The 25,306-nt window shown below is 61.6% G+C and carries 23 protein-coding genes and 1 pseudogene; 9 read left to right on the top strand and 15 right to left on the bottom strand.

Annotated elements, in window-relative coordinates; all coding sequences use genetic code 11:
• Positions 1-46: 46 nt before the first annotated feature.
• Positions 47-499 (bottom strand): HPP family protein, encoded by a 453-nt coding sequence (locus tag BN1129_RS08890; RefSeq protein ID WP_042035894.1) that lies wholly within the window; start codon positions 497-499, stop codon positions 47-49.
• A gap of 78 nt (positions 500-577) precedes the next feature.
• Between BN1129_RS08890 and BN1129_RS08895 the strand changes: the two genes are divergently transcribed.
• Positions 578-1,162 carry a TetR/AcrR family transcriptional regulator gene (locus BN1129_RS08895; protein ID WP_042035895.1) on the top strand — a complete coding sequence of 195 codons (585 nt, stop codon included), beginning with the start codon at positions 578-580 and terminating at the stop codon, positions 1,160-1,162.
• Positions 1,163-1,168: 6 nt separating this feature from the next.
• Here BN1129_RS08895 and priA read toward each other — a convergent pair whose 3' ends face one another.
• The gene (gene priA / locus BN1129_RS08900) at positions 1,169-3,376 is read right to left on the bottom strand and encodes a primosomal protein N' (RefSeq protein WP_084204614.1); all 2,208 of its coding nucleotides are present in this window, start codon (positions 3,374-3,376) and stop codon (positions 1,169-1,171) included.
• 147 nt (positions 3,377-3,523) lie between these two features.
• Here priA and rpmE point away from each other — a divergent pair, with 147 nt between their 5' ends.
• The 3 genes from rpmE to BN1129_RS08915 all read left to right on the top strand — a co-directional run bounded on the left by rpmE (position 3,524) and on the right by BN1129_RS08915 (position 6,715).
• Positions 3,524-3,739 (top strand): 50S ribosomal protein L31, encoded by a 216-nt coding sequence (gene rpmE / locus BN1129_RS08905; RefSeq protein ID WP_042035896.1) that lies wholly within the window; start codon positions 3,524-3,526, stop codon positions 3,737-3,739.
• 116 nt (positions 3,740-3,855) lie between these two features.
• Positions 3,856-5,289, top strand: a complete 1,434-nt coding sequence (locus BN1129_RS08910; protein WP_042036035.1) for a DUF2867 domain-containing protein — start codon at positions 3,856-3,858, stop codon at positions 5,287-5,289.
• 181 nt (positions 5,290-5,470) lie between these two features.
• Entirely contained in the window at positions 5,471-6,715 is a 1,245-nt protein-coding gene (locus BN1129_RS08915) for a malic enzyme-like NAD(P)-binding protein (protein ID WP_042035897.1), read from the top strand.
• Positions 6,716-6,794: 79 nt separating this feature from the next.
• On the opposite strand, the gene BN1129_RS08920 is transcribed toward BN1129_RS08915, so the two are convergent.
• The 4 genes from BN1129_RS08920 to trmA all read right to left on the bottom strand — a co-directional run bounded on the left by BN1129_RS08920 (position 6,795) and on the right by trmA (position 10,401).
• Positions 6,795-6,977, bottom strand: a complete 183-nt coding sequence (locus BN1129_RS08920; RefSeq protein ID WP_042035898.1) for a hypothetical protein — start codon at positions 6,975-6,977, stop codon at positions 6,795-6,797.
• A gap of 54 nt (positions 6,978-7,031) precedes the next feature.
• Positions 7,032-8,357, bottom strand: a complete 1,326-nt coding sequence (rstB, locus tag BN1129_RS08925; RefSeq protein ID WP_042035899.1) for a two-component system sensor histidine kinase RstB — start codon at positions 8,355-8,357, stop codon at positions 7,032-7,034.
• A gap of 35 nt (positions 8,358-8,392) precedes the next feature.
• Positions 8,393-9,103 (bottom strand): two-component system response regulator RstA, encoded by a 711-nt coding sequence (gene rstA, locus BN1129_RS08930; RefSeq protein WP_042036036.1) that lies wholly within the window; start codon positions 9,101-9,103, stop codon positions 8,393-8,395.
• Positions 9,104-9,240: 137 nt separating this feature from the next.
• Positions 9,241-10,401: a tRNA (uridine(54)-C5)-methyltransferase TrmA gene (gene trmA, locus BN1129_RS08935; protein ID WP_042035900.1), complete on the bottom strand. Its 1,161-nt coding sequence runs from the start codon at positions 10,399-10,401 to the stop codon at positions 9,241-9,243.
• A 171-nt stretch (positions 10,402-10,572) separates the two neighbouring features.
• Here trmA and BN1129_RS08940 point away from each other — a divergent pair, with 171 nt between their 5' ends.
• Both BN1129_RS08940 and BN1129_RS08945 read left to right on the top strand, forming a co-directional pair.
• Positions 10,573-11,715 carry a DUF5610 domain-containing protein gene (locus BN1129_RS08940; RefSeq protein ID WP_042035901.1) on the top strand — a complete coding sequence of 381 codons (1,143 nt, stop codon included), beginning with the start codon at positions 10,573-10,575 and terminating at the stop codon, positions 11,713-11,715.
• A 90-nt stretch (positions 11,716-11,805) separates the two neighbouring features.
• Positions 11,806-12,339, top strand: a complete 534-nt coding sequence (locus tag BN1129_RS08945; RefSeq protein WP_042035902.1) for an ATP--cob(I)alamin adenosyltransferase — start codon at positions 11,806-11,808, stop codon at positions 12,337-12,339.
• Between the two features lie 100 nt (positions 12,340-12,439).
• Here the strand turns inward: BN1129_RS08945 and malZ are convergent, their stop codons facing one another.
• The 9 genes and pseudogenes from malZ to BN1129_RS08990 all read right to left on the bottom strand — a co-directional run bounded on the left by malZ (position 12,440) and on the right by BN1129_RS08990 (position 20,737).
• Positions 12,440-14,269 carry a maltodextrin glucosidase gene (gene malZ, locus BN1129_RS08950; protein WP_042035903.1) on the bottom strand — a complete coding sequence of 610 codons (1,830 nt, stop codon included), beginning with the start codon at positions 14,267-14,269 and terminating at the stop codon, positions 12,440-12,442.
• A 5-nt stretch (positions 14,270-14,274) separates the two neighbouring features.
• A complete protein-coding gene (locus tag BN1129_RS08955; protein WP_042035904.1) occupies positions 14,275-15,123 on the bottom strand; it encodes an HDOD domain-containing protein in 849 nt (282 codons plus the stop codon).
• 70 nt (positions 15,124-15,193) lie between these two features.
• A complete protein-coding gene (locus tag BN1129_RS08960; RefSeq protein WP_042035905.1) occupies positions 15,194-15,613 on the bottom strand; it encodes an META domain-containing protein in 420 nt (139 codons plus the stop codon).
• 188 nt (positions 15,614-15,801) lie between these two features.
• Entirely contained in the window at positions 15,802-17,163 is a 1,362-nt protein-coding gene (gene yegD, locus BN1129_RS08965; RefSeq protein WP_042035906.1) for a molecular chaperone, read from the bottom strand.
• Between the two features lie 178 nt (positions 17,164-17,341).
• Positions 17,342-18,331: a 2-hydroxyacid dehydrogenase gene (locus BN1129_RS08970; protein ID WP_042035907.1), complete on the bottom strand. Its 990-nt coding sequence runs from the start codon at positions 18,329-18,331 to the stop codon at positions 17,342-17,344.
• A gap of 77 nt (positions 18,332-18,408) precedes the next feature.
• The gene (locus tag BN1129_RS08975) at positions 18,409-18,900 is read right to left on the bottom strand and encodes a CreA family protein (protein WP_042035908.1); all 492 of its coding nucleotides are present in this window, start codon (positions 18,898-18,900) and stop codon (positions 18,409-18,411) included.
• Between the two features lie 21 nt (positions 18,901-18,921).
• Positions 18,922-19,174, bottom strand: a pseudogene (locus BN1129_RS24490) (DUF962 domain-containing protein).
• Positions 19,175-19,310: 136 nt separating this feature from the next.
• Positions 19,311-20,165 carry a hypothetical protein gene (locus tag BN1129_RS08985; RefSeq protein WP_042035909.1) on the bottom strand — a complete coding sequence of 285 codons (855 nt, stop codon included), beginning with the start codon at positions 20,163-20,165 and terminating at the stop codon, positions 19,311-19,313.
• Between the two features lie 185 nt (positions 20,166-20,350).
• Positions 20,351-20,737 carry a TraR/DksA family transcriptional regulator gene (locus BN1129_RS08990; RefSeq protein ID WP_042035910.1) on the bottom strand — a complete coding sequence of 129 codons (387 nt, stop codon included), beginning with the start codon at positions 20,735-20,737 and terminating at the stop codon, positions 20,351-20,353.
• A gap of 467 nt (positions 20,738-21,204) precedes the next feature.
• Between BN1129_RS08990 and BN1129_RS08995 the strand changes: the two genes are divergently transcribed.
• The 3 genes from BN1129_RS08995 to BN1129_RS09005 all read left to right on the top strand — a co-directional run bounded on the left by BN1129_RS08995 (position 21,205) and on the right by BN1129_RS09005 (position 25,225).
• On the top strand, positions 21,205-22,536 hold the full coding sequence (locus BN1129_RS08995) for a glutamine synthetase family protein (RefSeq protein ID WP_042035911.1): 1,332 nt from the start codon (positions 21,205-21,207) through the stop codon (positions 22,534-22,536).
• 175 nt (positions 22,537-22,711) lie between these two features.
• Entirely contained in the window at positions 22,712-24,073 is a 1,362-nt protein-coding gene (locus BN1129_RS09000) for an aspartate aminotransferase family protein (RefSeq protein WP_042035912.1), read from the top strand.
• 54 nt (positions 24,074-24,127) lie between these two features.
• Positions 24,128-25,225, top strand: coding sequence for a polyamine ABC transporter substrate-binding protein (locus BN1129_RS09005; protein WP_042035913.1), 1,098 nt, complete (start codon positions 24,128-24,130; stop codon positions 25,223-25,225).
• Positions 25,226-25,306: the final 81 nt, after the last annotated feature.

Genomic DNA, 25,306 nt, shown 5'->3' on the forward strand with positions numbered 1-25,306 from the left:
GTACTGGTGTGAATCACAACAAGGGAGGCACGGCCTCCCTTGTTGTTTATATGGCCTTGAGTTGCCACAGCCTCAACCGCTGAAAGCCGTGGCTCAGCAGGATCAGGAGCAGGGCACCGGGCAGCACGGTTTGCCACAGGAAGGGCCACTCCTGTCCCGTCATCAGTACCAGCAGGGGGTTGGCACCAGCGGGAGGGTGTATGAGCGCCATTCGGTGCATCAAGGTGATGGCCAGACCCACTCCCAATGCCAGTTGCAGCTCCAGCGGCAAGGGGAGCGACTGTACCAGCAAGCCGACCGTGGCTGTCAGCAGGTGGCCTCCGAGCACATTGTTCGGGCGGGCCAGCGGGCTGGCCGGCAGTGAAAACAGCAGCACGCAGCTTGCTCCGAAGGGCGCCATGATCAGGACAGTGTGCCAGCTGATGTTCAGCCAGCCCAACACCCCGATCGCCAGTGCCGCGCCCACTCCTGCCCATAACGGGTCATGCCATTTTGTCATCACGTTTCCCTCTTGGTTTGTCTGACGTGATTAGGCACATTAGGTAGACAGATCGGTGTACTTCAAGGGGAAAATGACGTGAGTGAAAAACGGCAGCAGCTGATGGAAACCGCCTATCGTCTGTTCAATCGTCATGGTTTTCACGCAACCGGTATAGATCGCATCTGGGCGGAGGCGGGTAGCACCAAGCGAACCCTCTACCGCCATTTTCCCACCAAGGATGCCTTGATCGAGGCTGTACTGCTCTCCCGCGAGCAGGAGTTCTTCGCTCTGCTCGAGGGGAAGCTGGCAGGTCTGGAGGGGAGGGAGAGTCGGTTGCACGCCCTGTTCGACGGATTCGGGGAGTGGTTTGGCCGCAGCGACTTCTATGGTTGCAACTTCATCAATGCCAGCGCCGAGTTTGCCGACTCGCGTCATCCGGTCCGCAAGCTGGTGGTAGCACACAAGCAGGTGCTGCTGAACTGGGTCAGGGAGCAACTCGAGTGCAGCCTCTTGCAAGCCACCGGGATCTGCCTGCTGCTGGAGGGGGCCGTGGTGATGGCTCACAGCTATCAGCAGCCGCTGGCGCTGGAGCAGGCCAGATCACTGGCCCTGGCCGTGTTATGTGCCGATGGCGAGTCACCACTGCTGGCGAGTTGCCGCCAGCGCCTGAGCGGCAGGTGAACTGGCTCAGTTCAGCTCGGTGGGGTCTATATCCAGACTCCAGCGCACCTTCTTGGTCTCCGGCCAGCCCTCCAGCTCCTTCACCGCCCAATCCAGCAGCTGGGCCAGCGGTGCCCGGTTCGGCCCCTGTACCAGCAACTGCATACGGAACTTGCCCGCCTTGCGCTCCATAAAGCCGCTGATGGGCCCCAGCACCTGCAGATGGGGATAGCGGGCGCTGCGCAGGGTATCGGCGAGGCGGGTAAGGAACAACTGCACCTCGTCGCGGCCCGTGGCCTCAGCCCGGAACAAGCTTTGATAGCTAAATGGCGGCAACCCCAGCAGGCGACGCTCTTTCAGCGCCGTGTCGGCAAAGTGGCCGTAACCGTTCTGGGTCAGATCCTGCAACAGGGCGTGCTCCGGATGATGACTCTGCAGCACCACCAGCCCTGGCTTGCTGGCGCGACCGGCGCGGCCCGCCACCTGGGTGTAGAGCTGGGCCAACTTCTCGGCGGCGCGAAAATCGGCGGAAAACAGGGCGCCATCCACATCCAGCAGGCCCACCAGGGTTACATCCGGAAAGTGGTGCCCCTTGGCCAGCATCTGGGTGCCGATCAGTATCTTGTACTTGCCCGCCTTGATGTCGCCGAGATGGGTCTCCAGCTCCCCCTTACGGCGGGTGTTGTCCCGATCGATGCGCACCACGGGGTAGTGCGGGAACACCGTGGTGAGCAGCTGCTCCAGCTGTTCGGTGCCCACTCCCGAGCCGATCAGCTCGTTGCTGCCGCACTCGGGGCAGCTGTGGGGCAGGGGGCGCACGCTGTCGCAGTGGTGGCAGTGCAGGCGACGCCCTGCCTGATGCCAGGTGTACCAGGCGTCACAGCGCTCGCAGGCGGCGCTCCAGCCACACTGGTGGCAGATAAGCGACGGGGCATAGCCGCGCCGGTTGAGAAACAGCATTACCTGATTGCCTGCCGCCAGGTGCTCCGCCATCAGCTGCTCCAGCTGGGGGGAGAGCCCGGCCTGCAGCCGCACGCTCTTGATGTCCAGGATCACCTGGCGGGCGGTCTGGGCGTTGCCGGCGCGCCGCGTCAGGCTGAGGTGGTGATACTTGCCACTGCGGGCATTGTGCAGCGTCTCCAGCGAGGGGGTGGCCGAGCCGAGCAGGATGGGGATACCGGCGCGATGGGCCCGCATCACGGCCAGATCTCGGGCGTGGTAGCGAAAACCGTCCTGCTGCTTGAAGGATCCGTCGTGCTCCTCGTCGATGATGATGATGCCGAGGTTCTTGAACGGGGTGAAGACGGCGGAGCGAGTGCCGATCAGGATGGCGGCGCCGCCATCGCGGCAGGCGAGCCAGGCGTCAAGCCGCTCCCGATCGTTCATGGCCGAGTTCATCGCCACCACGGGCACCTTGAAGCGGCGACGGAAGCGGTTGATGGTCTGGGGGGTGAGGCCGATCTCCGGCACCATCACCAGCGCTTGCTTGCCCGCCCTGAGCAGGGGCTCGAGAATGCTCAGGTACACCTCTGTCTTGCCGGAGCCGGTGATACCATCGAGCAGGAAGGCGCCGAACTGGTTGCTCTGGCTGGTGACGGCGGATACCGCCAGCGCCTGCTCGCCGTTGAGTCGCAGCCCCTCTCCCGCGTCAAAAGACGTCGCCCAGTCGCCGTCATGGCTCGGCTCCAGCGAACGCTTCTCCAACAGCCCCTTCTTCTCCAGCGCCGTGAGTGCCGCGCTCTGGATCTCTTCCTGCTTGAGGGCTGACGGCGTCTGCGGCCCCTTGCGCAGCAAGGCGAGGGCCTGTTGCTGCTTGGCGGCACGCTTGAGCTCGTTGAGATCGATCGCCATGCCGGCCTCGGTGGCAAACCAGAACTCCAGCTCCCGGTAGGCGGCGGGCTCCCCCTTGCGCACCAGCACCGGCAGGGCGTGAGGCAGCACCTCCCCTAGCGGATGCTGGTAGTAGTTTGCGCTCCAGGCCATCAGCGCCAGTATGTCCGGCCCCAGCACGGGGGAGTTATCAAGCACTCGCTTGATGGGCTTGAGCTTGTTGCGGGGCACCAGGCTGTCGGTCGGATGCTCCACCACCAGCCCGACCAGGGTCTGGGGACCGAAAGGGATCTCGACCCGACAGCCGGGCTCAGGCAGGGGCAAGGGAGAGAGATAGTCGAAGTGACGGCGTAACGGTACCGGCACAGCCACACGAACCAGATCCAGCGTTTGGGAAGAATTCACCAGGGATTGCCTATTTTTTCTGCGAAGCCACTTGCCTGATCTCAGGCATTTCCTATATTATTCGCAGCCTTTGAAACTGTGTTCAACAATCGTGTGGTGTCCGACAGAAGATCGGATAGCGACACGGCCTGATAATTGAGGTTGTCCATGAAAGCTGGTATTCATCCTAACTACGTAGCCATCACCTGCAAGTGCTCCTGCGGTAATGTGATCAACACTTTCTCTACCCTGGGTAAAGATCTGAACCTGGACGTGTGCTCTGCATGCCACCCGTTCTATACCGGCAAGCAGAAAGAAGTTTCTAGCGGCGGCCGCGTAGACAAGTTCAACAAGCGTTTCGGTGGCTTGACTGCCAAGAAGTAATCTTGCTTCTGAAGAATTCTGAAAAAGGCGCCCATCGGGCGCCTTTTTTATGGGTTGGCGTTTTGTATTGAAGCGGTTTGCCCTATGGTGTTGGCTCAATCATGGGAGAAGAACAGATGCGCACATGTCTGGTGATGGGAGCTGCGGGGTATATAGGGTCTTACCTGGTACCCCACCTGCAAGGGCTGGGTTATCGGGTGATCGCCGGGGCTCGTCGCCCTTGTCGTCTGCCGCCGGGCGTGGAGTTTCGCCTCGCCGACAGCCTCAAGCCCATCACACTGCTGCCCGCGCTGACGGGCATAGACACCGTCTTCTATCTGGTGCACGCCATGGGGGCTGGCGCCGACTTTCACCGGCTGGAGCAGCAGGGGGTGAAGAACTTCGCCGCCGCCGCCCGCGCCTCCGGGGTGCGCCGCATCATCTATCTGGGGGCCATCCAGCCCGAGCGTTGCAATAGCCGTCATCTCAACTCCCGCCGCCATTGTGGCGAGCTGTTTCGTGACTCCGGTGTGCCGACGGTGGAGCTGCGCTCCGGCATCATCGTAGGGCCGGGCTCGGCCGCCTTCGAGGTGATGCGGGATCTGGTGTTCAACCTGCCCATGATGGTCACGCCCAAGTGGGTACGCTCTCGCACACCGCCCATAGCGCTCTCCAACCTGCTGCACTATCTGGGCGGGCTGGTGGAGGTCGAGGGGGTGGATGGTCAGGTGCTCAATGCCGTTGGCCCCGAGCTGCTCAGCTATCAGCAGCAGTTGCAGAAGTTCGCCGCCCATATCGGCAAGCGTTGCCCCATCATCCCCATCCCGTTTCTGAGCCCGCGGCTCTCCGCCTGGTGGCTGCAATTTGTCACCTCTGTGCCGCAACCCGTGGCCAAGGCGCTGGTGGGCGGCCTCAAGCACGACATCCCGGCCGATGACGGCCCGCTGCGGGCCCTGCTGCCACAAACCCTGCTCAGCTTCGACGAGGCGCTCGGGGAGAGCCTGGCGCTGGAGCAGAAACTGGGGGCCGAGCAGCAGGGGCTGGAGACGCCGCTGGGGCTGCGCTGGCGCCATCCCGAGTACGGCTTCTATGATCGCACCGCCAGCGGGGAGGCCATCTGTCTCGCCGCTCCCGAGGTGGTGTGGCAGGTGTTGCAGCAGCTGGGGGGCGAGCAGCGTTACTTCTACATGAACGAGCTGTGGGTGGTGCGGGAGTGGATGGATCACCTGATCGGTGGCCCGGCCCGCACCCGTGGCCGCACTAACCCGGATCGCTTAGTGAAGGGGGACATGCTGGATTCCTGGCAGATCCTCGGGGTCGACGAGGGACGCAGGCTGGATCTGCTGTTCAACATGAAGGCCCCGGGAGTGGGGCGGCTGGCGTTCAACATACTGCCGGAGGAGTCCGGCCTGACCCGCATCAAGGTGACGGCTCACTGGCATCCTCAGGGCGCCTGGGGGCTGGCCTACTGGCTCGCCATGCTGCCATTCCATCTCTTCATCTTCCAGGGGATGACGGAGGCCATCGCCAGACAGGCAGAGCTGAAAGCGGGTATCCCTGTGATGGAGTGAAACCATATCTATAACTAAATGGGTATTAGTGATTGGTGTGACATGCTAATTACTGGCTTGTCAGTGGCGGCAAAACGATACTTTCCTCTGTGAAAGCGCGATGGTTTTCTTTATGATCCCCAGCCCTCGCCCGCTGGCGAGCCCATGCACCACTCTATTCACTTCCGTATCGGGGTCCCCCATGTCCGATCTTCGTCAACAAGCACTCGATTACCATGCCCAGCCTGTGCCGGGCAAAATTGCCATCGCCCTCACCAAGCCTGCCGAGACAGCTCACGATCTGGCGCTGGCCTACAGCCCGGGTGTGGCCGAGCCGGTGCGCGAGATTGCCGCCAATCCGGCCGATGCCTACCGCTATACCGGCAAGGGCAACCTGGTGGCCGTCATCTCCAACGGTACCGCTATCCTGGGACTGGGCAATCTGGGCCCGCTGGCGTCCAAGCCGGTGATGGAGGGCAAGGCCCTGCTGTTCAAGCGCTTCGCCGGCATAGATGCCATCGACATAGAGGTGAAGCACGAGACCAGTGCGCAGTTCATCGACACGGTTGCGGCCATCGCCGACACCTTCGGTGGCATCAACCTGGAAGACATCAAGGCGCCAGAGTGCTTTGAGATCGAAGAGGCGCTGATCGCCCGTTGCGACATCCCGGTGTTCCACGATGACCAGCACGGTACCGCCATCGTCACAGCTGCCGGTCTGCTCAATGCGCTGGAAGTGCAGGGCAAGCGCATCGAACAGAGTCGCATCGTCTGCATGGGGGCCGGGGCTGCAGCCACCGCCTGCATGGACTTGCTGATCAAGTGCGGTGCTGCGCCACACAACATCTTCATGCTCGACCGCCAGGGGGTTATTCACACAGGCCGCAGCGATCTGAACCAGTACAAGCAGCGCTTCGCCAACGACACCCCGCTGCGCACCCTGATGGATGTCATTGAAGGGGCGGATGTGTTTGTCGGTGTCTCCGGCCCGGATGTGCTGCCCGCCGAAGCGGTTGCCCTGATGGCGCCGCGCCCGGTGATCTTCGCCTGCTCCAACCCGGACCCGGAGATCAAGCCGTCCCTGGCCCACGCGGTGCGCGATGATCTCATCATGGGCACTGGCCGTTCGGATTATCCGAACCAGATCAACAACGTGCTCTGCTTCCCCTTCATCTTCCGCGGCGCGCTGGACGCCCGCGCCAGCCGCATCAACGATGCCATGAAGATAGCTGCGGTGGAGGCGATCCGCGGTCTGGTGAAGGAGCCGGTGCCGGCCGAGGTGCTGACCGCAGCCGGGGTGAGCGAGCTTTCCTTCGGCAAGGATTACGTCATTCCCAAGCCGATGGATGCCCGCCTGCTGCCACGGGTGGCCCGCGCCGTGGCGCTGGCGGCGGTAGCCTCCGGCGTGGCGCGCATCGCGCTGCCGGCAGACTACATGCTGGAATAAGTCGTCGGCGCTATACCGACCACGACAAAAGGGGCCCCATGATTGGGCCCCTTTTTGTTACAGGAAGCTTGATACGTCGTTATTTGGTCTTGGGGGCGACCTGGACGGCCGGTGCTTTGGCATGAGTGGCATTGTGATGCTTTTTCACCACCTTGGTCGGGGTCGCCTCGGGGGCGGCGGCCTTGGTGGGGGTGGCGGCCATGGTGAAGCCGGAGGTCAGGGCGAAGACTGCGGCCAGGCTCAGGGGGATCAGCTTGTTCATATTCCAGTTCCTCATTCGGGTTGATGACATGGAGCGTTGCTCCATGACGTCATCCTAGGGCCGTTCCGCTGGCGCTTCAGTGAGTGGCTGGTGACGGTTTGTATCCAAATGTACAGGTAGCGTCAGGCAGAAGCGGGCGCCGACCGCGCTGGGCAGCAGCTGCACTTCACCGCCGTGGTGGCGGGCTATGCTGCGCACGATGGCGAGGCCGAGGCCAGCGCCGCCAGTGCGGCGATCCCGGCTCTGATCCAGGCGCATGAAGGGTTCGAAGATCTGGGGCGCCAGCGCCGGATCTATGCCGGGGCCGTCATCTGCCACCTCCAGCAGATAGTGATCCTGCTGCTGGCTCATGGCGAGGGTCACCCGGCTGGTGGCGTGGCGCAGGGCGTTGCCGATGAGGTTCTCCAGCGCCCGGTCCAGCAGGCGGGGATCGCCGTGCCAGAGCAGGGGATGGGCGGGACGACTGAATTCGAGCCGGGTTTGTGGCCGCAGCGCTTGCCAGTCCGGGAGGCGGCTGCCGGCCCAGCTGGTCAGCTCCAGTTCGCTGTATTGCAGCGGCAGCTCGGGGCGATCCAGCCTGGCGTAGGTGAGCATCTCCTCGATGAGGGCGTCCAGTGCCCCCAGATCGCGTTCCAGCCCCTGTTGTTCCGCTGCCGATGGCTGCGGATCCAGCATGGCGAGCCGGTAGCGCAGCCTGACCAACGGGGTGCGCAGCTCGTGGGCGATGGCATCGGTCAGCTGTTTGCGAGTGGCCAGCATGGCTTGCAGCTGTTCCGTCATCTGATCGAAGGTGCGACCCACCCGGCCCAGACTGCTGCCGGCGGGCAGGCCGGTGCGGCTGGAGAGATCCCCGTCACCAACCCGGCGGGCGGTTTGTTCGAGCCGTTGCAGACCACGCCAGTGCGGGCGCAGCCAGAGCAGTATGGGCAGACCGAGGGAGAGACCGATGGCCAGCAGTAGCCCCACATCGACCCAGTGCAGCTCGTGCAGATAGGAGAGATAGGGCACGGGGCCGACGATCAGCACCTGATCGGTGCCCGGGATGCGTTGCAGGAAGGTGTCATCCTCCTCGACGATGACTATGTTGCCCGCCTCGAGAAAGGCCTGATCCTCCTTGGCCAGCGGCTGGTTGGCGAGGGCGCCGATCTGCAGCGGCAGGGTGAGCTGGCGGCTCTGCTCCCCCATGCGCGCGGGCCAGTGCTCCGGCGGCAATCGCGCCAGTTCGCCGGTGAGCAGGCCGAGGGAGCCTTGCATCATCCGCTCCAGATAGCGGTCGCCCGCCCGCTCGGCGCTGACCTGATAGACAAAACCGACCAGCAGTATGGCCAGGGTGAAACAGCCGATCAGCAGCAGGTAGAACTGGATAAACAGACGGCGCATTGGGTGTGCTCTCCCGTGGTCAGTGGCGGATGGCCCTATGATTCCCAGGCATGGGGCACCAGCAGATAACCCTTCTGGCGCACCGTCTTGATGCGGGTCGGGTTGTTGCTGTCATCCCCCAGCTTGCGGCGCAGGCGGGAGATGGCCACATCCATGCTGCGGTCCTGACCGTCGTAGTCGCGGCCACGCAGGTTGCGAAACAGCGCCTCCCGTCCCAGGATCTGGCCCGCATGGCAGGCCAGCTCCCACAAGAGGTCGAAGTCAGCGGTGGAGAGGGGGATGCTGTCGCCATCGAGGCGCACATCCCGACCCGGCCCGTCGATCTGCAGGCGACCGAACTGCAAGCGCTGGGGCGGCGTACTGGCCACGGCTGCTTGCGGTGCCTGTCCCTGCTGGCGAAACTGGACCCGCAGCCGAGCCAGCAGCACAGGGGGCGGCGTTGTCTTGAGGATGTAGTCGTTGGCACCCAGCTCCAGACTCAGGATCTGGTTCATGTCGCTGTCGAGGGAGGTGAGCATGACGATGGGGCCCTTGAAGCGTGGCCGCAGATCCCGGCACAGGGAGAGACCATCTTGCCCTGGCAGCATGATGTCGAGCAGCACCAGATCGGGTTGCTCGGCTTCGATTCTGGCAAGTGCCATGTCGCCTCTGGGCTCCAGCAGCACGTCGATGTCGTGGCGGGCAAGCCAGCTGCTGATGAGCTGGCCTATTTCGGGATCATCTTCAACAAAAAGAATGCGTTGCATTTTGGCATGACACCCAGGCTGTGGCGCGGATGCGCGTGCCGCCAGCATAATGGCTCCCGGCCCGGCGTGCACAGGGATAACTAATCAAACAGGGCCCTTGGGCCCTGTTGTCACGCTGGTCGTGGAGACCCGCCGAATCAGCCTGCCTTGCGCTTCAAGTAGACCCCGGCTTCCATGTGATGAGTCCAGGGGAACTGGTCAAACAGGGCGAGGCGGGCGATCTCGTGGGTCTCGCCAAGCAGCTGCATGTTGGCTTGCAGTGTCTCCGGGTTGCAGGAGATGTAGAGGATGTTGTCGTACTCCTGCACCAGTTTGACGGTGGCATCGTCGAGACCGGCGCGGGGCGGGTCGACGAAGATGGTGTTGCACTGGTAACTATTGAGATCGACCCCCTTGAGGCGGTTGAACTCCCGCTCGCCACGCATCGCCATGGTGAACTCTTCGGCCGACATGCGCAGTATGATCAGGTTGTCGATGCCGTTGGCGGCGATGTTGAACTGGGCTGAGTCGACGCTCGGCTTGGCGATCTCGGTGGCCAGTACCTTGCGAAAATTCTGGGCCAGGGCGATGGAGAAGTTGCCGTTGCCGCAATAGAGTTCCAGCAGATCTCCCTCGCTCCCCCTGGTCACATCCAGCGCCCAGCCCAGCATCTGCTCATTGATGGCCGCGTTGGGCTGGGTGAAGCTGTTCTCCACCTGCTTGTAGGTGAGCTCACGGCCCTGCACTGTCAGCCGCTCGATGACAAACTCCTCACCCAGGCAGATCTTCTGTTTGTGGGCGCGGCCAATCAGCCGCAGGTCGAACCCCTGAGCCCGCAGATCGGCTTGCAGCGTCTCGGCGGCTTGCTGCCACTCGGCTTCCAGCTTGCGGTGATAGAGCAAGCTGACGCAAAGCTGGCCGGATTGGGTGGAGAGGTAATCGATCTGGAACAGCTTGCGGCGCAGCACGGGGTGCGGGCGCAGCCCTGCCAGCAGCAGCGGCATCAGCTGGTTGATCAGAAGGCTGGCGGTGGGGAAGTGATCGACCCGGATGATCTCCTTGGTGGCCGGTGCATACATGCAGTGGAAGAGGTCATCCCCCTCGTGCCAGATGCGAAATTCGGCGCGCATCCGGTAATGCTCGGCGGGGGAGGCATGCACCTCCAGTGAAGGCGGATTGAAGCCGGCAAACAGCTGGGTGAGTCGCTCGCTCTTCTCATCGAGCTGGGCCTGATAGTCGGTGGGGGTCCGCAGGGCCTGAGCATTGGCGACAGCCCGCTGGGGTTGAGCATCGGCGGGAGTCCGCTGGGATTGGGTCATGATTTACCTCACATGCACGCCGGCCGGGCCGGGTCGAAATCGGGGGAAGGCAACGGGCCACCCAAAGGGTGTGGATTTTAAAAGGCCGTTGCAGATTGTCCAGTATTTTGTGGTCAAGAAGTGTTCAGTCAGGCCGATACCTGATCTACAGGCATGGTGGGAGGACACATTATGCAAATCGACGGCGTGGGCTCAGCCCAAACCAAGGGAGTGGGCGTTTCGCCCAAGGCACCCCAACAGGCACAAGAGAAGCAGACCCGTAGTGCAGAGGAGGTCTCCCTGCACAAGCCGCCCAAATGGGCGCAGGTGCTGGTGCAGCAGGCGTTGCAGTTTGCGCTGGAGATCAATGGCCAGGGTTATCAGGCTCCGAAGGCAAAAGAGCCCGAGGAGATAACGCCGGAGACCCTGTTCGACTTCCAGTCGGTGGCGGACAACGTGTTGCAGTTTATCACCGGACGGCTTGGCGCCGCGCGGGCCGATGGCAAATCCGACGACGACCTGACCAATATGATGGAGCAGGCCCGCAAAGGAGTGGACAAGGGCTTTGGTGATGCCCGCAAGCAGTTGGGTGACTGGGCTACCGATAACGAAGACATCAAGACGGGCATAGATCAGAGCTACAAGCTGATCCAGAAGGGGCTCGATCAGTTCGAGAAAGAGTTCTTCGGCAAGGTCTCTTCTACCGACATGGGGCAGGCCGAAATGGCCAGTCGCCAGCAGGGATCGCTTGAGATCCAGACCAAGGATGGCGACAAGGTAGTGCTGCGCTTCAATGACAATTGGCAGCTCAAGTCACATAAAGACGACAGCGGCAGCCAGTTCAGCCTCAAGTCGAGCCAGAGCTTCAGCTTCTCGCTGGAAGGGGATCTCAGCAGCGAGGAGATGGACTCCATCGGCAAGCTGGTCAAGGGGATCGACGATCTGGCGGGCAATTTCTTCTCCGGCAATTTCGAGGATCTGCTGAAAAAGGCGGGCGAACTGAAGCTGGATGACAGCCAGCTCGCCTCCTACTCCCTCAAGCTCAAGCAGAGCGTCAAGCTGAGCCAGACCTACCAGGGGGCCAGCTCGTTGCAGGATCTCCTCAAGCCGCTGGCGGACTATCTGCCCAAGCTCGATCAGGTGCAGCAACAGGCGGATGCCCTGCTGCCGAAATCGCAGCAGCAGGCACTGACTCCTGCGGTGCTGGCGGCCCGCGGCCAGAGCGAACCGGCCCAGGCCAACAGCTTTACCAGCTTCAACCAGCGGATGCTGGAGGCGCTGCGAATGATAGGCCAGTTCCAGCCTGCGACCGAGCCCACCAGCAAGCGCGTCTGAGCCGCCAGCGTGCAACGCAAGCCATGACCTGCCGTTTGCCTGCTCCCCCGGGGGCTGGCAAACTGGCTCTTTTCCCAATCCGGCGACCTTATGAACCCCAAGAAGCCCAGAGACAAGCGCGAGCTCTGCTACCCCTTCATCTTCGAAACCCAGTTCCAGTGTGATTACGAGATCGCCACCGACGAGCTTTGCTGTCAGGTGGGGGCCGTGCTCGCCCAGTTGCCACTGGCAGAGGGGACCCAGGAGGTGGTGGCCGACCTAGGGGCCCTGCAGCGGCTTATCTACAACCTCAACGGCTCGGTACGGGGCAAGCTCGGTATTTTTGAAGAGGATCTGGCGTGGCTGAAAACACGGTATGACCACTACAACGAGGCGAGCCGTGGCCGGGTTACGGGTTTCGTGCTGCCCCAGGGGCCCCAGCCCATTCCCACCCTGCACCTGTGCCGCTGCGGCAGCAAGAAGGTGGTTCGTCTGCTGGTGCGCCTCGAGGAGAGCGGTGTCCGCTTCGATCCCATCCTCTATCGCTTCGCCAACCTGCTGGCCAACTTCTTCTTCGTGCTGACCGTCTTCCTCAAGCAGTTGTGGCAGGTGGAAGAAGTGCCCTACGTCAGCATCAATTACTGACAGGCAGGCTTATCGCCAGACAGCTGCTAGCTGATTGCCCTGCATAAAAAAACCGGAGCCTTGCGCTCCGGTGTTGATTTTCAGCGCGCCAGCAGCGCACTCAGCTGGAGAGCAGCACTCTGGCCGAGTTGGCCGGGATGGTGAGTTGTACTTCACCCTGCACCACTTCGAACTTCTCACCGTTGAAGGCGTCTGTGAAGCGGCTGGCCGGGCTGGCGGTCTGCCACAGGGGCAGGCTGATGGTGCGCGGCTCGGTCGGATGACGGTTGCAGGCAACCACCACCTGATCGCTTTGCAGGGTGCGGGCGAACACATAGCTGTGCGGGCCTGCATAGAGGGTCTGAATGTCACCACGGCGCAGGGAGGGGCGCTGGCGGCGTATCTGGATCAACCGGCGGTAGTGGTCGTGCAACACGTGATCCCAAGCCGTGGTTTCCCAGGGGAAGCAGCGACGGCAGTCCGGGTCGTTGCCACCCGAGAGCCCCACCTCGTCACCGTAGTAGATGGAGGGTACGCCGATATAGGTGAGCAGCAGGGTGGCGGCCAGGGCCATGCGCTGCTTGTCTTCGCCCAGCAGGTGGAGGAAGCGGGCGGTATCGTGGCTGTCCAGCAGGTTGAACTGGGCCAGCTGGTTCTTGAACGGGATATGGGCCCGCGCCAGTTTGAGCCAGCGATCCAGCTCCCCGGCGCTGATCTTGATGGGGTGATAGGCGATGTCCTGCCCCGTCAGAAAGGCGCGGATCGGGTGGGCGAAGCCATAGTAATTCATGGCGCCATCCTCCTGATCTCCTTGCAGCCACTGGCTCGCCTCGCAGAAGTGCTCACCGAGCACATAGGCATCCGGGTTCTCCTGCTTCACGGCGCCGCGAATGGCGCGCACATGGCCGCGATTGCCCTCGGCCGTGCCACGCTCCCCCAGCATGTGGATCACATCGAAGCGCCAGCCATCGATCTGGTAGGGGGCCCGCATCCAATAGCGCAGGATGGCGTCATCGGCGCGATAGATGGCGTCCTGCACCTGTTCGCTGGCAAAGTCGAGTTTGGGCAGGCTGCGAATGCCCTTCCAGCTGACATAGTCCCCTTCGTTGTCAAAGGTGTAGAAGCTGCGCCACGGCGAATCCGGGTTGCGCTGGGCCCCCAGCGGCGGGCAGAACCAGGGGTGCTGGGTCGAGGTGTGGTTCACCACGGCATCCAGGATGACCTTCATGCCGCGCTGGTGCAGGTTGCGGGTCAGCTCGGCGAACTGCTCGTTGCTGCCTAGGTGGGTGTCCACCTTGAAGTAGTCCTGGGTATCGTACTTGTGGTTGCTCGGCGAATCGAAGATGGGGTTCAGGTAGAGGGCCGTGACCCCGAGAGATTGCAGGTAGTGCAGCTTGGCATCGATGCCCGCCAGATCCCCGCCGTAAAATTCACAGGCGCCATGCCCCTCTTCGTGACGGCTGACCGGCTCACCCCACGCCTTGCTGATGACCGCCTTGCCTCTGTACTCGTATTCGTGATGCTTGACGCTCAGCGAGGGATCGCCGTTGCAGAAGCGGTCGGGGAAGATCTGGTAGAACACCTGATCCTGCACCCAGGCCGGGGGCTGATGCAGGCTGTTGAAGCGAAAATGTTGCTCGCGTGGCGGTATGGCCGGGCTGACACCCGCACCGTGCAGCCACCACTGCTCTTCGTCGGTCAGGCACTTGAAACAGTAGAGGTGGATATCCTGTCCTTTGACCAGCGGCAGGGTCGCCTGCCATACCTGCAACCTGTCCCGGGTGGAGACTGGCGTCATGGCCACCAGGTACTCCTCGTTGTCTGGCTCGTGGCGCAGCCACACCTCCCGAATGGGGGTATCCAGCGCGCTGAACAGGGTGAGTTGCAGGGTGTTGGCGCTCTCTTTGAACCAGGGCGCCACCTGGGGATGAAACAGAAATGGATGGGTCATGATGCTTATTGAGTCAGAAGGTCGGCGAGGGCATTACCCTGTTCGTGAAGTGTTTCGAGCTGGCCTGCCAATGACACGGGATCCAGCCCCAGCTGATCGGCGAGCGGCTTGGGGAAGCGGGCAATGATGGTCTGGGCTGGCACACCCGCATTCCAGGCGAAGGAGATAAACACGGCGAGCCGGATCAGCACCGCCTCCTTGCTGACCGGATCGTGGGAGAGGGGCTCCAGCTGCTGTGAGATGGCGTTGACGAAGGACTCCGACAGGTTCCAGCGCCGCGCCAGCTCGGCACCGAGCTGGGCATAGTCGTAGCCCAGCATCTCCCGCTGAGCCTCGACCCGACTGCTGCCCTTCTGGATCGCCATGTTGATGATCTCGGCCTCTTCCGGCAGGGTACTCTGGATGAGCAGCTCACCTATGTTGTGGATCAGCGCACAGGTGAAGGCGGTCTCGGGATCGAGCACCTTGGCCTCTTGGGCCAGGGTCCGGGCTATGGTGGCGACCTGGAAGGTCTCGGTCCAGAACTTGTTCTTGTCGAAGCTGGGGGGCGCCTTGAAGCTGCTGATGATGCCGGAGGCGACCACCACGGAGCGCAGCCGGTTGAAACCGAGGCGGATCACCGCCTGTTCGATGGAAGTGACCTCATTGCCGCGGCGCAGGGCGGCCGAGTTGGCCATTCGCAGCACCTTGACGCTGATCACCTGGTCCATGGCGATCTTGGCCGCGATCTGGTCGATGCGGGCGTTTTCATCGTTGAAGCTCTGCATCAACTCATGCAGCAGCTGCGGGATAGTGGGGAGTTGTTTGATCTTGCCAAACAGACGATCCATCGACATGGCTGAGACAGCCTCCATTGCGAACACTGCCTCACATTGTGCCACAGGCGGGGCACATGTTCCTGTTTGTGGTACCGGTTTGTGAGCGTCAGCGCACCCAGTCTTGCAGCTGGTATTCCAAACGGTGCCGTTTCCCTTCTAGGACCAGGGTCTGGGTGGTGCCGCTCAGGGTGACCCCTTCGGTCAGGGTGGTGATGACGGCCTGTTCTATGGCGTCGAGCTGTGCCTGACAGGCCATCTCTGTGCTGCCCAGGCTGGTGACCCAGAATCTGTCGCCCTCGAGGTGCCCCTGGCCAAAGTAGCGATTGCAACCGGCGATACCGTTGACGGTGAAGTGCTCACCTATCTCGAAATCGGGCGGGTTGTCTCGTGAGGCAGTGATGGCCTGGCCATCCAGCTTGTCGAGCACCCAGTGATGGTGCTGTAACTCTTGCTGGACGAACGAGGGAGTACTGCTGCAGGCGCTGAGCAGGATCAGGGCGAGCAACAGTAGCAAGAATCTGGGCATGGAAGGGCTCCAATAGTGGGAGCGACAAGCATACCTCCTGCACAGCCCTCGGGGCAGGGCGAGGGGGGCGGCCCCCGACCACTTCTGTCGCCCTGCAGGTCAGCCCTGTGTCGTTAAATGGCAACACTTGTTGGTCGGCGGGATTTGTTCGATGCCAACAAGATGACCGCAACCCTGAGCGCTTTGTATCAGCGGTTGAATAGACGCTCGGCGTAACGGGCAAGTCCTGCCGCCACCGAACCGAAGTCATCGCCACCTTCAAGCGGAATCGTGGGCAACTTCTGACGAATGTAGGCGGCGATGAGCGGCGAGCGGGCACTGCCGCCGGTGACGAAGATACGGTCGGGCTGCACACCCGCGGCGGCAATGGCTTGCTCCATCAGCTCGCCAATCTTCTCCAGCAGCAGGGCCGAGGCGTTGGCCAGCTGCTCGCGATTGAGTTCAGCCTCCAGTCCCTTCTCCAGCTCGCTCAGAGACTGATGACTGGATGCCTGCTCCGAGAGGGCGATCTTGCCCTGCTCGGCGCGCCACACCAGCTGGTGGCTCAGCTTGTGGGCCCGCAGATTGGCAAGGCGACCCAGCTTGCTGCCTGGCTGGCTGTCGAGCTGCAGATCCTGCAGCTGACGGGCGGTATCCAGGCTGTAGAAGCGGCCCTGGGCACTGACGTCGTTGATAGCGGCCGCATCCCAGAACAGCGGGTGGGGCAGTGGTTTGCCGGTCTTGAGGGTCTCGTGCATGCCGAGCAGCGGCATCATCCCCTCTACCGTCAGCCGGATGTCGAAGTCGTTGCCGCCGATGCGCTGGCCGCTGTGGCCGAGCAGATCGCCGCTGCGATCCAGCTGGTCGCGATGGCTCGGGCCCATCCGCAGCATGGAGCAGTCTGTGGTGCCGCCGCCGATATCCACCACCAGCACGATGGCGTCTTCGTCCAGCCGTGCCTCGAACTCGAAACCGGCCGCCACGGGTTCATAGAGGAACTCCACCTGTTCGAACCCGGCTAGACGGGCCGCCTCGGTGAGGATAGCGATGGCCTGGCTGTTGCTTTCCTCCCCGGCCAGCCCCTGGAAGTTGACTGGACGACCGATCACGGCGCGGCGCACCTGAGTGCCGAGCTGCTGCTCCGCCTCGCGGCGCACGTGCAGCATCATGGCGCAGACGATGTCCTCGAACAGCGCGATTTGGGGGGCCTTGAGGCCGTAGGCGCCGAGGAAGGATTTCGGCGACTTGATGTAGTAGCCATCGTCCGGTTCCTCCAGATAGCGCTCCAGCGCCGCGGCACCGAAGCTCAGCTCGTCGATCAGTCCCTCTTCCCGCATCTGGCGGCGCACCGCCTGGGCCCGGGCGACCACGGGGCCGCGCAGCTTGAGGTATTCTGCCTGCTGGGCCGGGGCCAGCCCTTCGGCCAGGAGACCTGCGATGGCATCTCTGTGGGGCGCATGCAGGGTGGAGGGGAGATAGCGGGAACCGCACAGGGTCAGCAGCCTGGGGCTGCCTTGTTCCATCACGGCGACGGCACAGTTGGAGGTACCGTAATCAAATCCGATAAACATGGGCAGCCAGACTCCTGAATAAAAAAGGGCTGGTAGCCTACCCGATGGCGTCAGGTCTCACAACCCGGCGCCATGGTTATTGCGGCTGCAGGGGAGAATTGTATGACGAAGAGCATGTTGGTGTGGAAAACAGAGGGAGTGGCTCCCTCTGTTGCTCATGACTGCGGGGGCGAGAGGATTACTCCACCTCGTTGTCGCTGCGGCCCTGGCTCTCGATGGCCTTGAGGTTGCCGAGGGTGGTATCGGCGATGGCGTGCAGCGCCTCGCGGGTCAGGAAGGCCTGATGACCGGTAAACAGCACGTTGTGGCAGGCCGACAGGCGGCGGAACACATCATCGGTGATCACCTCGTTGGACTTGTCGGAGAAGAAGAGATCCTCTTCCTCTTCGTAGACGTCCAGCCCCAGCGCGCCGATGCGGGCGGTCTTGAGTGCCTCGATGGCGGCATTGGAGTCGAGCAGGCCGCCCCGGCTGGTGTTGATGATCATCACTCCGTCCTTCATCTTGGCGAATGCCTCCTTGTTCAGCAGGTGATAGTTCTCCTTGAACAGCGGGCAGTGCAGGCTGATGACGTCGGACTGACGGAACAGGGTGTCGAGATCCACGTATTCGGCCCCCAGCTCGATGGCTGCCTGACTCGGGTAGGGGTCACTCACCAGCAGCCGCATGCCGAAGCCCTTGAGGATACGCAGGGTAGCGATGCCGATCTTGCCGGTGCCGATAATGCCGGCGGTGCGGCCGTGCATGTTGAAGCCGACCAGGCCTTCCAGCGAGAAGTTGGCATCGCGGGTGCGCTGATAGGCCTTATGGATGCGGCGGTTGAGGGTCATCATCAGCCCCACCGCGTGTTCGGCGACGGCTTCGGGGGAGTAGGCGGGCACGCGCACCACTTTCAGCCCCAGCTCCTTGGCGGCGACCAGATCCACGTTGTTGTAACCGGCGCAGCGCAGCGCGATCACCTTGGTGCCGTTGGCGGCCAGCTCGGTCAGTACCTCCCGATCGGCATCGTCATTGACGAACAGGCACACCACGGGGAAGCCGTGGGCCAGCCGGGCTGTCTTGGCCTCCAGCCGCACGTCGAAGAACTCCAGCTCGTAACCGTACTGGCTGTTGGCCTGATTGAAGTGGTCCTTGTCGTAGCTCTTGGTACTGAAAACGGCGATGTTCATGGTGGGCTCTCCGCAACTAATGATGTAGTTAAATTACAACAAATAAAGCGTGTCATCACGGGTTAAATGGTGGCTTTTCAGCCCCACGGCATGATGGGAACCGCGCTTACTGCACTTTTATACGAGCCATTCACCAGTTTGGTGCTGTAGGTCAGATAGACCAGCGCATTGCGCTTTTCGTCGTAAAAGCGCACCACTTTCTGCTCTTTGAACACCAGCGAGGTGCTGACGTCGAACACCTCTTCCCCCGCCTTCAGCTTGGCAGGCAGTGTGATGGAGCCAATCTGGTGGCACGACAAAGAGGCGTGGGAGGGGTCTTCCGCCAGCCCCAGCCCGCCCTTGACGCCACCGGTCTTGGGGCGAGCCAGATAGCAGGCGACGCCCGTGATGCGGGGGTCATCGAACGCTTCCACCAGGATCTTGTGGTTGGGGCCCACCAGCTTGAAGGCGGTGCTTACCTCACCTATGGGATCGGCTTTGTCGGCCAGGGCCGGGCCGGCGAGTAGTGCCCCCAGCAGCAGGGGCAGGGCAGGACCGAATCTGTTACTGGGCGTGTGACGGTATGACATGGTCTCTCCTGTTGGCCTCCCTCAGTAGGGAATGCCCAGACGACGATAGAGGCTGGCCAGCACCCAGGCGGGGCTGATCAGTAGAAATGGCAGGTCGGCGAGGAAAAGAGGAGGGGCGATTCCCCTCGATCCTGTGGCCGGCACACTGGGCTATCCAGAGCAAGGTCAGTGAGCAGAGGTCGATGCCGGGCACGGCCAGTTTGTGGATCGTCACTTTGACGGTGTGCTGGTGGCACTGGCCGTCGTCGTTGAACCATTCATCGAGCCGTTTCATGGCACCTCCCTGGCGCTGCGGTTTGACCCCTCAGCTGGCTGGCACGTCCCTTGCCAGCGCTGCCATCGCCTCTGCGTCTCTTTGCGCGAGCTAGGTCATGGCGCTGGGTCATCCCCACGCTGAGCCCTGAATCCCCTTATTGGGGTGGATATTCCCAATATTGGGCCGGAATGCTCCTGAGCAAGGGGGTCATGTCCGGATTGGGCAGTGAAATGGTGACCCGCTGGTTCAGATTGGCGCTGGCGAGGGCCTCACGGATCTTGGGGTTCTCACGGAAGAACGTCATGAAGCTGCCATCGGCATAAGCACGTTCCAGCCCGGTCTGGATCGCCTTGGCCAGCTTGGGATACTCGGGGCTGACGAAGAAGAACTCGGCGAAGGGGTAGCGGAGCAGCAGGTGCTGATCTATCACCAGATTCGGATATTGCGCCACCAGCTCGCTGCGTTCGGCGAAGATTTCTACCAGATTGCGCGGGAAGAAGTCGAGTTTGTCGCCGTCGTTGGTCAGGCGAAACAGGTTGCTGTAGCGTCCCGAGTAGGTCGGAATACCGGCATTCTCCAGGATCTTGTTGTCGGCCCAGCCGATCCCCTGGGCCGCCTTCAGTTGCTTGAGATCGGTCAGCGAGTTGACCTGATTGAACTTCTCCTGGGCATCGGCGTGGATGAAGGAGAGGCGTAGCCCTTCCAGACCGCGAAACAGCGGTATGGGGACGGCGATGAGGGAGGATTCGAGTGCGCTGGAGGTGCCCATCCAGAACACATTGATGGTTTGGCCCTTGCTCAGCTGCTGTTGCAGGCTGTGCTGGTTGAGGTTGAGTTCGATCTGCTGGATGCGAAATGGCTGCCCGGCATGGGTCAGCGCCAGTTCCAGCAGCTTGAGCTGGTATTCCTTGTCGAGATCGTTGATCGGTCGGCTGGGGACCTTGACCGTGAGGGTCTGTGCTTGTGCCAGCAACGGCAGACACAAGCACAGTTTGAGGAACCATTTCACTCTCTGCTCTCCTGTAGATTCCGGACTTGCCCGGAGTCTAACAGAACTTGTCACTCTCTTGTGCGACGCCGTGATCAGGGCTCATGTGCAGCTTTTGGTCCGCATTTATCAACATAAACGCCGGTTCCTTTGCTGCGCATGGTTGACGACTTCTCGCGACCGGCTCGTGACGGTTCTTCGAAGAATCAGGCGACGCGACGATACACATGGGTATCGTTGAACTCCTTGGTACTCTGGCATTCGAGACAGAAGCGGGACTCGGGACGAGCCTGAAGTCGCTTGAGTGAGATCTCGTCACCGCAAGATTCGCAGTAACCAAAATCCCCTTCGTTGATACGCCTTAATGCACCCTGCAGCTTGCGCAGGTGCAACTTGTCATGCTCGATGCGGTTCAGCTCCAGACGACGGGCTTCCTCGATACTGGCACGGTCAATTTCATCTGCCATCTCGTTGGTATCGGTGGCGATGGCCTGGCTGGCCTGGGAATTGAGGCGATCCTCGAGTTCGAGGATCTGGCGCTCGATCTGCCCCTTGTAAAAGGCCAGTTGGTCTTTAGTCATGAAATCACACATACGGTTTACTACCAGTCAGTTACTAACCCAATTATCCCTGTTTATGGGGGCTGTCTGCCTGCAGACCAAGCCCTGTGTCCTGCATTTGCACCAAATCCAAGCAGGAGAGTGCAAATCAGGGCGGGCCTTGTACCAAAAAAAAGCAGGTATGCAAAGCAAATAGGGCAAGGATTGTGCGCCCTTGCAAAAAAATGACCCGATTCGGACAGGGGCTGACTGAGAACATGGGGGATCAGGCCCCTTCGGTGGCACTGGGATTGCCGTCAGCGTTGAGGGCGCCAGGGTGTTTAGTATTTGGTGTCGCCATGGTCATTATATGCACCGTTACTTATCATTTTTTAAACACCACTGCTTGACATTGGCTATAACGGCGGGCTTTTATGGTGGTGTTGATTACAATTCGATAACAAGGGTGTTCCATATATTAGACACCCTTGCCAATGGCAATCGTAAAGTCGGGGTTTAACATGGACAGTATCAAGGGCTGGATGGAGAGCAATCGCATCACGGAAGTGGAGTGCCTGTTTCCGGATTTCACCGGTAATGCCCGAGGCAAGATCATTCCAGCCAACAAATTTTTGCGCGAAGGGGGCATGCGGTTGCCCGAGGTCATCTTCACCCAGACGGTGACCGGCGAGTACCCGGATGACGACAGCATGATAGACCCGCTGGAGCGGGACATGCAGCTCTACCCGGACCCCAACACCATTCGGTTTGTGCCCTGGGCGCTGGAGCCGACCGCTCAGGTGATCCACGACTGTTTCGACATCAATGGCAAGCTGATCGACATAGCGCCGCGCTCCGTGCTGCGTCGGGTCCTGTCATTTTATGAGAAACAGGGCTGGAAGCCGGTGGTGGCGCCCGAGCTGGAGTTCTATCTGGTCAAGCGCAACGAAGACCCCGACTATCCGCTGGTGCCGCCCATTGGCCGCAATGGCCGTCCCGAGACGGCCCGCCAGTCGTTCAGTATCGATGCGGTCAACGAATTCGACCCCATCTTCGAGGACATGTACGACTACTGTGAGGCGCAGGAGCTGGAAGTGGACACCCTGATCCACGAATCCGGCGCCGCCCAGATGGAGATCAACTTCCTGCACGGCGATGCCATCGATCTGGCGGATCAGGTGTTCCTGTTCAAGCGCACCATGCGTGAGGCGGCCCACAAGCATGGCATCTACGCCACCTTTATGGCCAAGCCGATGAGCGACGAGCCGGGCTCCGCCATGCACATCCACCAGAGCCTGGAAGATGTGGACGGTCGCAACCTGTTCGGCACGGAAAATGGCGGCAATACCGAGCAGTTCATGCACTTCATCGCGGGCCTGCAAAAGTACACCCCGGCGGTGACTGCCTTGCTGGCGCCGAACGTCAACTCCTACCGTCGCCTCACCTTCGGCGAGAGCGCGCCGCGCAACGTGCAGTGGGGGGTGGAAAACCGCACCTGCGGCCTGCGCGTGCCCTTCTCCGAGGCCGGTGCTCGCCGGGTCGAAAACCGCTTCGCCGGGGCCGATGCCAATCCGTATCTGGCCCTGGCCGCCACCCTGGCCTGTGGTTACCTCGGCATGATGGAGAAGCTCGAGCCGCTGCAGGAGATGAAGTCGAGTGCCTATGATCTGCCCTACAGCCTGCCCCGCTCGCTGGAGGAGGCCCTGAGCCACCTGGAACAGTGCGAGCCCATCAAGGAGATGCTGGGGGAGCGCTTCATCCGGGCCTTTGTCGCGGTCAAGCGCAAGGAGTACGAGACCTACTTCGGGGTGATCAGCCGCTGGGAGCGGGAGTTCCTGCTGCTGAACGTGTGATCCGGATGCGTGCTTGCCACGCGCCGCCCAGATAGGGGGAGGCCAATGACGGCTTCCCCTCTGCTCACTATCGCATCAACACCCACCGGTGAGTGGCAGTGCTGTGAGCGCGCCAGCCGTCCTCACCGACTGACGAAACCGTCTCGCTTAAATCGAAGGAACCGAGGAGCAAGCAATGAAGCAGACCACACGTGAGTGGCAACAGCTGGATGCCAGCCACCACCTGCACCCCTTTACCGACTTTCAGGCGCTCAACAAGAAGGGCAGCCGCATCATCACCAAGGCCGAAGGCATCTATCTGGAAGATTCGGAGGGGCGCCGCATCCTGGACGGGATGGCGGGTCTCTGGTGCGTCAACATGGGTTATGGTCGGCAGGAACTGGTGGATGCCGCCACCAAACAGATGCAGCAACTGCCCTACTACAACCTCTTCTTCCAGACCAGCCACCCGCCTGCGGCCGAGCTGGCGACCCTGCTGGCCGAGATCACCCCCTCCCATCTCAATCACGTCTTCTTCACCGGTTCGGGCTCCGAGTGCAACGATACCGTACTGCGCATGGTACGCCACTACTGGGCCAGCAAGGGGCAGCCGGACAAGCAGGTGATCATCAGTCGCCACAATGCCTACCACGGCTCGACGGTGGCGGGCGCCAGCCTGGGCGGCATGAAGGGCATGCATGCCCAGGGTGGCCTGCCCATCCCCGGCATAGTGCACATCGATCAGCCCTACCACTTCGGTGAGGGGCAGGGGATGAGCGCCCATGAGTTTGGTCTGGAGCGCGCCCGCCAGCTGGAACAGAAGATACTGGAACTGGGGGTGGACAAGGTCGCCGCCTTTATCGGCGAGCCCATCCAGGGTGCCGGCGGCGTCATCATCCCGCCCGACAGCTACTGGCCCGAGATCCAGCGTATTTGCGATCACTACGGCATCCTGCTCATCGCCGACGAGGTGATCTGCGGTTTCGGCCGTACCGGTCACTGGTTCGCCAGCGAAGGGTTTGGCATCAAGCCGGACCTCATGTGCCTGGCCAAGGGGATTACCTCCGGCTATCTGCCGATGGGGGCCGTGATGGTGGGTGACAGGGTCGCCAAGGTGCTGGTGGAGGAGGGCGGCGAATTCAACCACGGCTTCACCTATTCCGGGCATCCGGTGGCCTGCGCCGTCGCTATCGCCAACATTACGCTTATGCAAAACGAAAGCATAGTTAAGCGAATCCATGATAATATCGGCCCCTATTTGCAGCGCCGCTGGCGCGAACTGGCAGAGCATCCGCTGGTGGGAGAAACCCGTGGCAAAGGCCTGGTGGCCGCGCTGGAAATAGTGCAGGACAAACAGACCAACAGCCGCTTCCCGGCTGCGCTGCAGGCCGGTATGACCTGCCGGGAGTTCTGCTTTAACAATGGCTTGGTGATGAGGGCTGTCGGCGATACCATGATCATATCGCCCCCCTTGGTGATCACTGAGGAACAGGTGGATGAATTGGTCAATCTGGCCAGGCTCAGTCTGGATCTGACGGCTGCAAAGCTGAAAGGGTAGGTGAGTGCCGGGCAGGTTGGCTTGCGCATACAATTTGCTTAGGAGACAAGGACGATGTCTTTCAAAACGGGAATGATTGCCGCTTCTGTCGCGCTGGTCATGATGAGTACCGGGGCGATGGCTGAGAACAAGGTGTTGCACGTCTACAACTGGAGCGACTATATCGCGCCGGATACCCTGGAAAACTTCCAGAAAGAGACGGGCATCAAGGTGGTATACGACGTGTTCGACAGCAACGAGGTGCTGGAAGCCAAGTTGTTGGCGGGCAGTTCGGGCTACGACATAGTCGTGCCGTCCAACCCCTTCCTGGCCAAACAGATCAAGGCGGGCGTGTTCCAGAAGCTGGACAAGTCCAAGCTCTCCAATTGGCAAAACATGGATGTCGACCTGTTGAAGGCGCTCGATCCGAGCGACCCGGGCAACCAGTACTCCATTCCTTACATGTGGGGCACCATTGGCTTCGCCTACAACGCCGAGAAGGTGAAAGCCGTGCTGGGCAAGGACGCGCCTGTGGACTCCTGGGATCTGGTGTTCAAACCGGAGAACATGGCCAAACTGAAAGAGTGTGGTGTCTCTTTCCTCGACTCACCGACCGAAATGCTGCCGGCTGCCCTGCAATATCTGGGCTTCAAACCGGATAGCCAGAAGCCGGACGAGTTGAAGCAGGCCGAGGCACTGTTCCTCTCCATCCGTCCCTATACCGCTTATTTCCACTCCTCCAAGTACATCTCGGATCTGGCCAACGGCAACCTGTGTGTCGCTGTCGGTTACTCGGGGGACTTGCAGCAGTCCAAGGCGCGGGCGGCGGAGGCCAAGAACGGCGTGACCCTGACCTACACCATTCCGAAAGAGGGGGCTGGCAGCTTCTTTGACATGCTGGCCATTCCGGCCGATGCCAAGAACGTCGAGGCCGCCCACACCTTCATCAACTACCTGATGAAGCCGGAAGTGATCGCCAACATCACCAACGTGGTGCAGTTCCCGAACGGCAACAGGGCGGCGACCCCGCTGGTGGATGAGCCTATCCGTACCGACCCGGGTATCTACCCGAACGCGGAGACGCTCAAGAAGATCTATACCTTCCCGGATCTGCCGGCCAAGACGCAGCGTCTGATGACCCGCAGCTGGACCAAGATAAAATCAGGCAAGTAAGTGATGAGTGCCCCTCCCGGTCTGCAGTTCGGCCGGGAGGGTGGTGGCAACCCGACAGGTTGGACGGAGCGCATGGATGCG

Origin of the sequence: Aeromonas popoffii (assembly GCF_000820025.1) — a bacterium.
GTDB classification, from domain to species: domain Bacteria; phylum Pseudomonadota; class Gammaproteobacteria; order Enterobacterales; family Aeromonadaceae; genus Aeromonas; species Aeromonas popoffii.

Coding starts and splice junctions, on each gene's coding strand:
- BN1129_RS08920 (WP_042035898.1), bottom strand. CDS start 6,977: ATGAACAAGCTGATCCCCCTGAGCCTGGCCGCAGTCTTCGCCCTGACC.
- rstA (WP_042036036.1), bottom strand. CDS start 9,103: ATGCAACGCATTCTTTTTGTTGAAGATGATCCCGAAATAGGCCAGCTC.
- BN1129_RS08940 (WP_042035901.1), top strand. CDS start 10,573: ATGCAAATCGACGGCGTGGGCTCAGCCCAAACCAAGGGAGTGGGCGTT.
- BN1129_RS08890 (WP_042035894.1), bottom strand. CDS start 499: ATGACAAAATGGCATGACCCGTTATGGGCAGGAGTGGGCGCGGCACTG.
- rpmE (WP_042035896.1), top strand. CDS start 3,524: ATGAAAGCTGGTATTCATCCTAACTACGTAGCCATCACCTGCAAGTGC.
- BN1129_RS08995 (WP_042035911.1), top strand. CDS start 21,205: ATGGACAGTATCAAGGGCTGGATGGAGAGCAATCGCATCACGGAAGTG.
- BN1129_RS08960 (WP_042035905.1), bottom strand. CDS start 15,613: ATGCCCAGATTCTTGCTACTGTTGCTCGCCCTGATCCTGCTCAGCGCC.
- BN1129_RS08970 (WP_042035907.1), bottom strand. CDS start 18,331: ATGAACATCGCCGTTTTCAGTACCAAGAGCTACGACAAGGACCACTTC.
- BN1129_RS08975 (WP_042035908.1), bottom strand. CDS start 18,900: ATGTCATACCGTCACACGCCCAGTAACAGATTCGGTCCTGCCCTGCCC.
- rstB (WP_042035899.1), bottom strand. CDS start 8,357: ATGCGCCGTCTGTTTATCCAGTTCTACCTGCTGCTGATCGGCTGTTTC.
- trmA (WP_042035900.1), bottom strand. CDS start 10,401: ATGACCCAATCCCAGCGGACTCCCGCCGATGCTCAACCCCAGCGGGCT.
- BN1129_RS09005 (WP_042035913.1), top strand. CDS start 24,128: ATGTCTTTCAAAACGGGAATGATTGCCGCTTCTGTCGCGCTGGTCATG.
- BN1129_RS08945 (WP_042035902.1), top strand. CDS start 11,806: ATGAACCCCAAGAAGCCCAGAGACAAGCGCGAGCTCTGCTACCCCTTC.
- BN1129_RS08910 (WP_042036035.1), top strand. CDS start 3,856: ATGCGCACATGTCTGGTGATGGGAGCTGCGGGGTATATAGGGTCTTAC.
- BN1129_RS08990 (WP_042035910.1), bottom strand. CDS start 20,737: ATGTGTGATTTCATGACTAAAGACCAACTGGCCTTTTACAAGGGGCAG.
- malZ (WP_042035903.1), bottom strand. CDS start 14,269: ATGACCCATCCATTTCTGTTTCATCCCCAGGTGGCGCCCTGGTTCAAA.
- BN1129_RS09000 (WP_042035912.1), top strand. CDS start 22,712: ATGAAGCAGACCACACGTGAGTGGCAACAGCTGGATGCCAGCCACCAC.
- BN1129_RS08915 (WP_042035897.1), top strand. CDS start 5,471: ATGTCCGATCTTCGTCAACAAGCACTCGATTACCATGCCCAGCCTGTG.
- BN1129_RS08955 (WP_042035904.1), bottom strand. CDS start 15,123: ATGGAGGCTGTCTCAGCCATGTCGATGGATCGTCTGTTTGGCAAGATC.
- yegD (WP_042035906.1), bottom strand. CDS start 17,163: ATGTTTATCGGATTTGATTACGGTACCTCCAACTGTGCCGTCGCCGTG.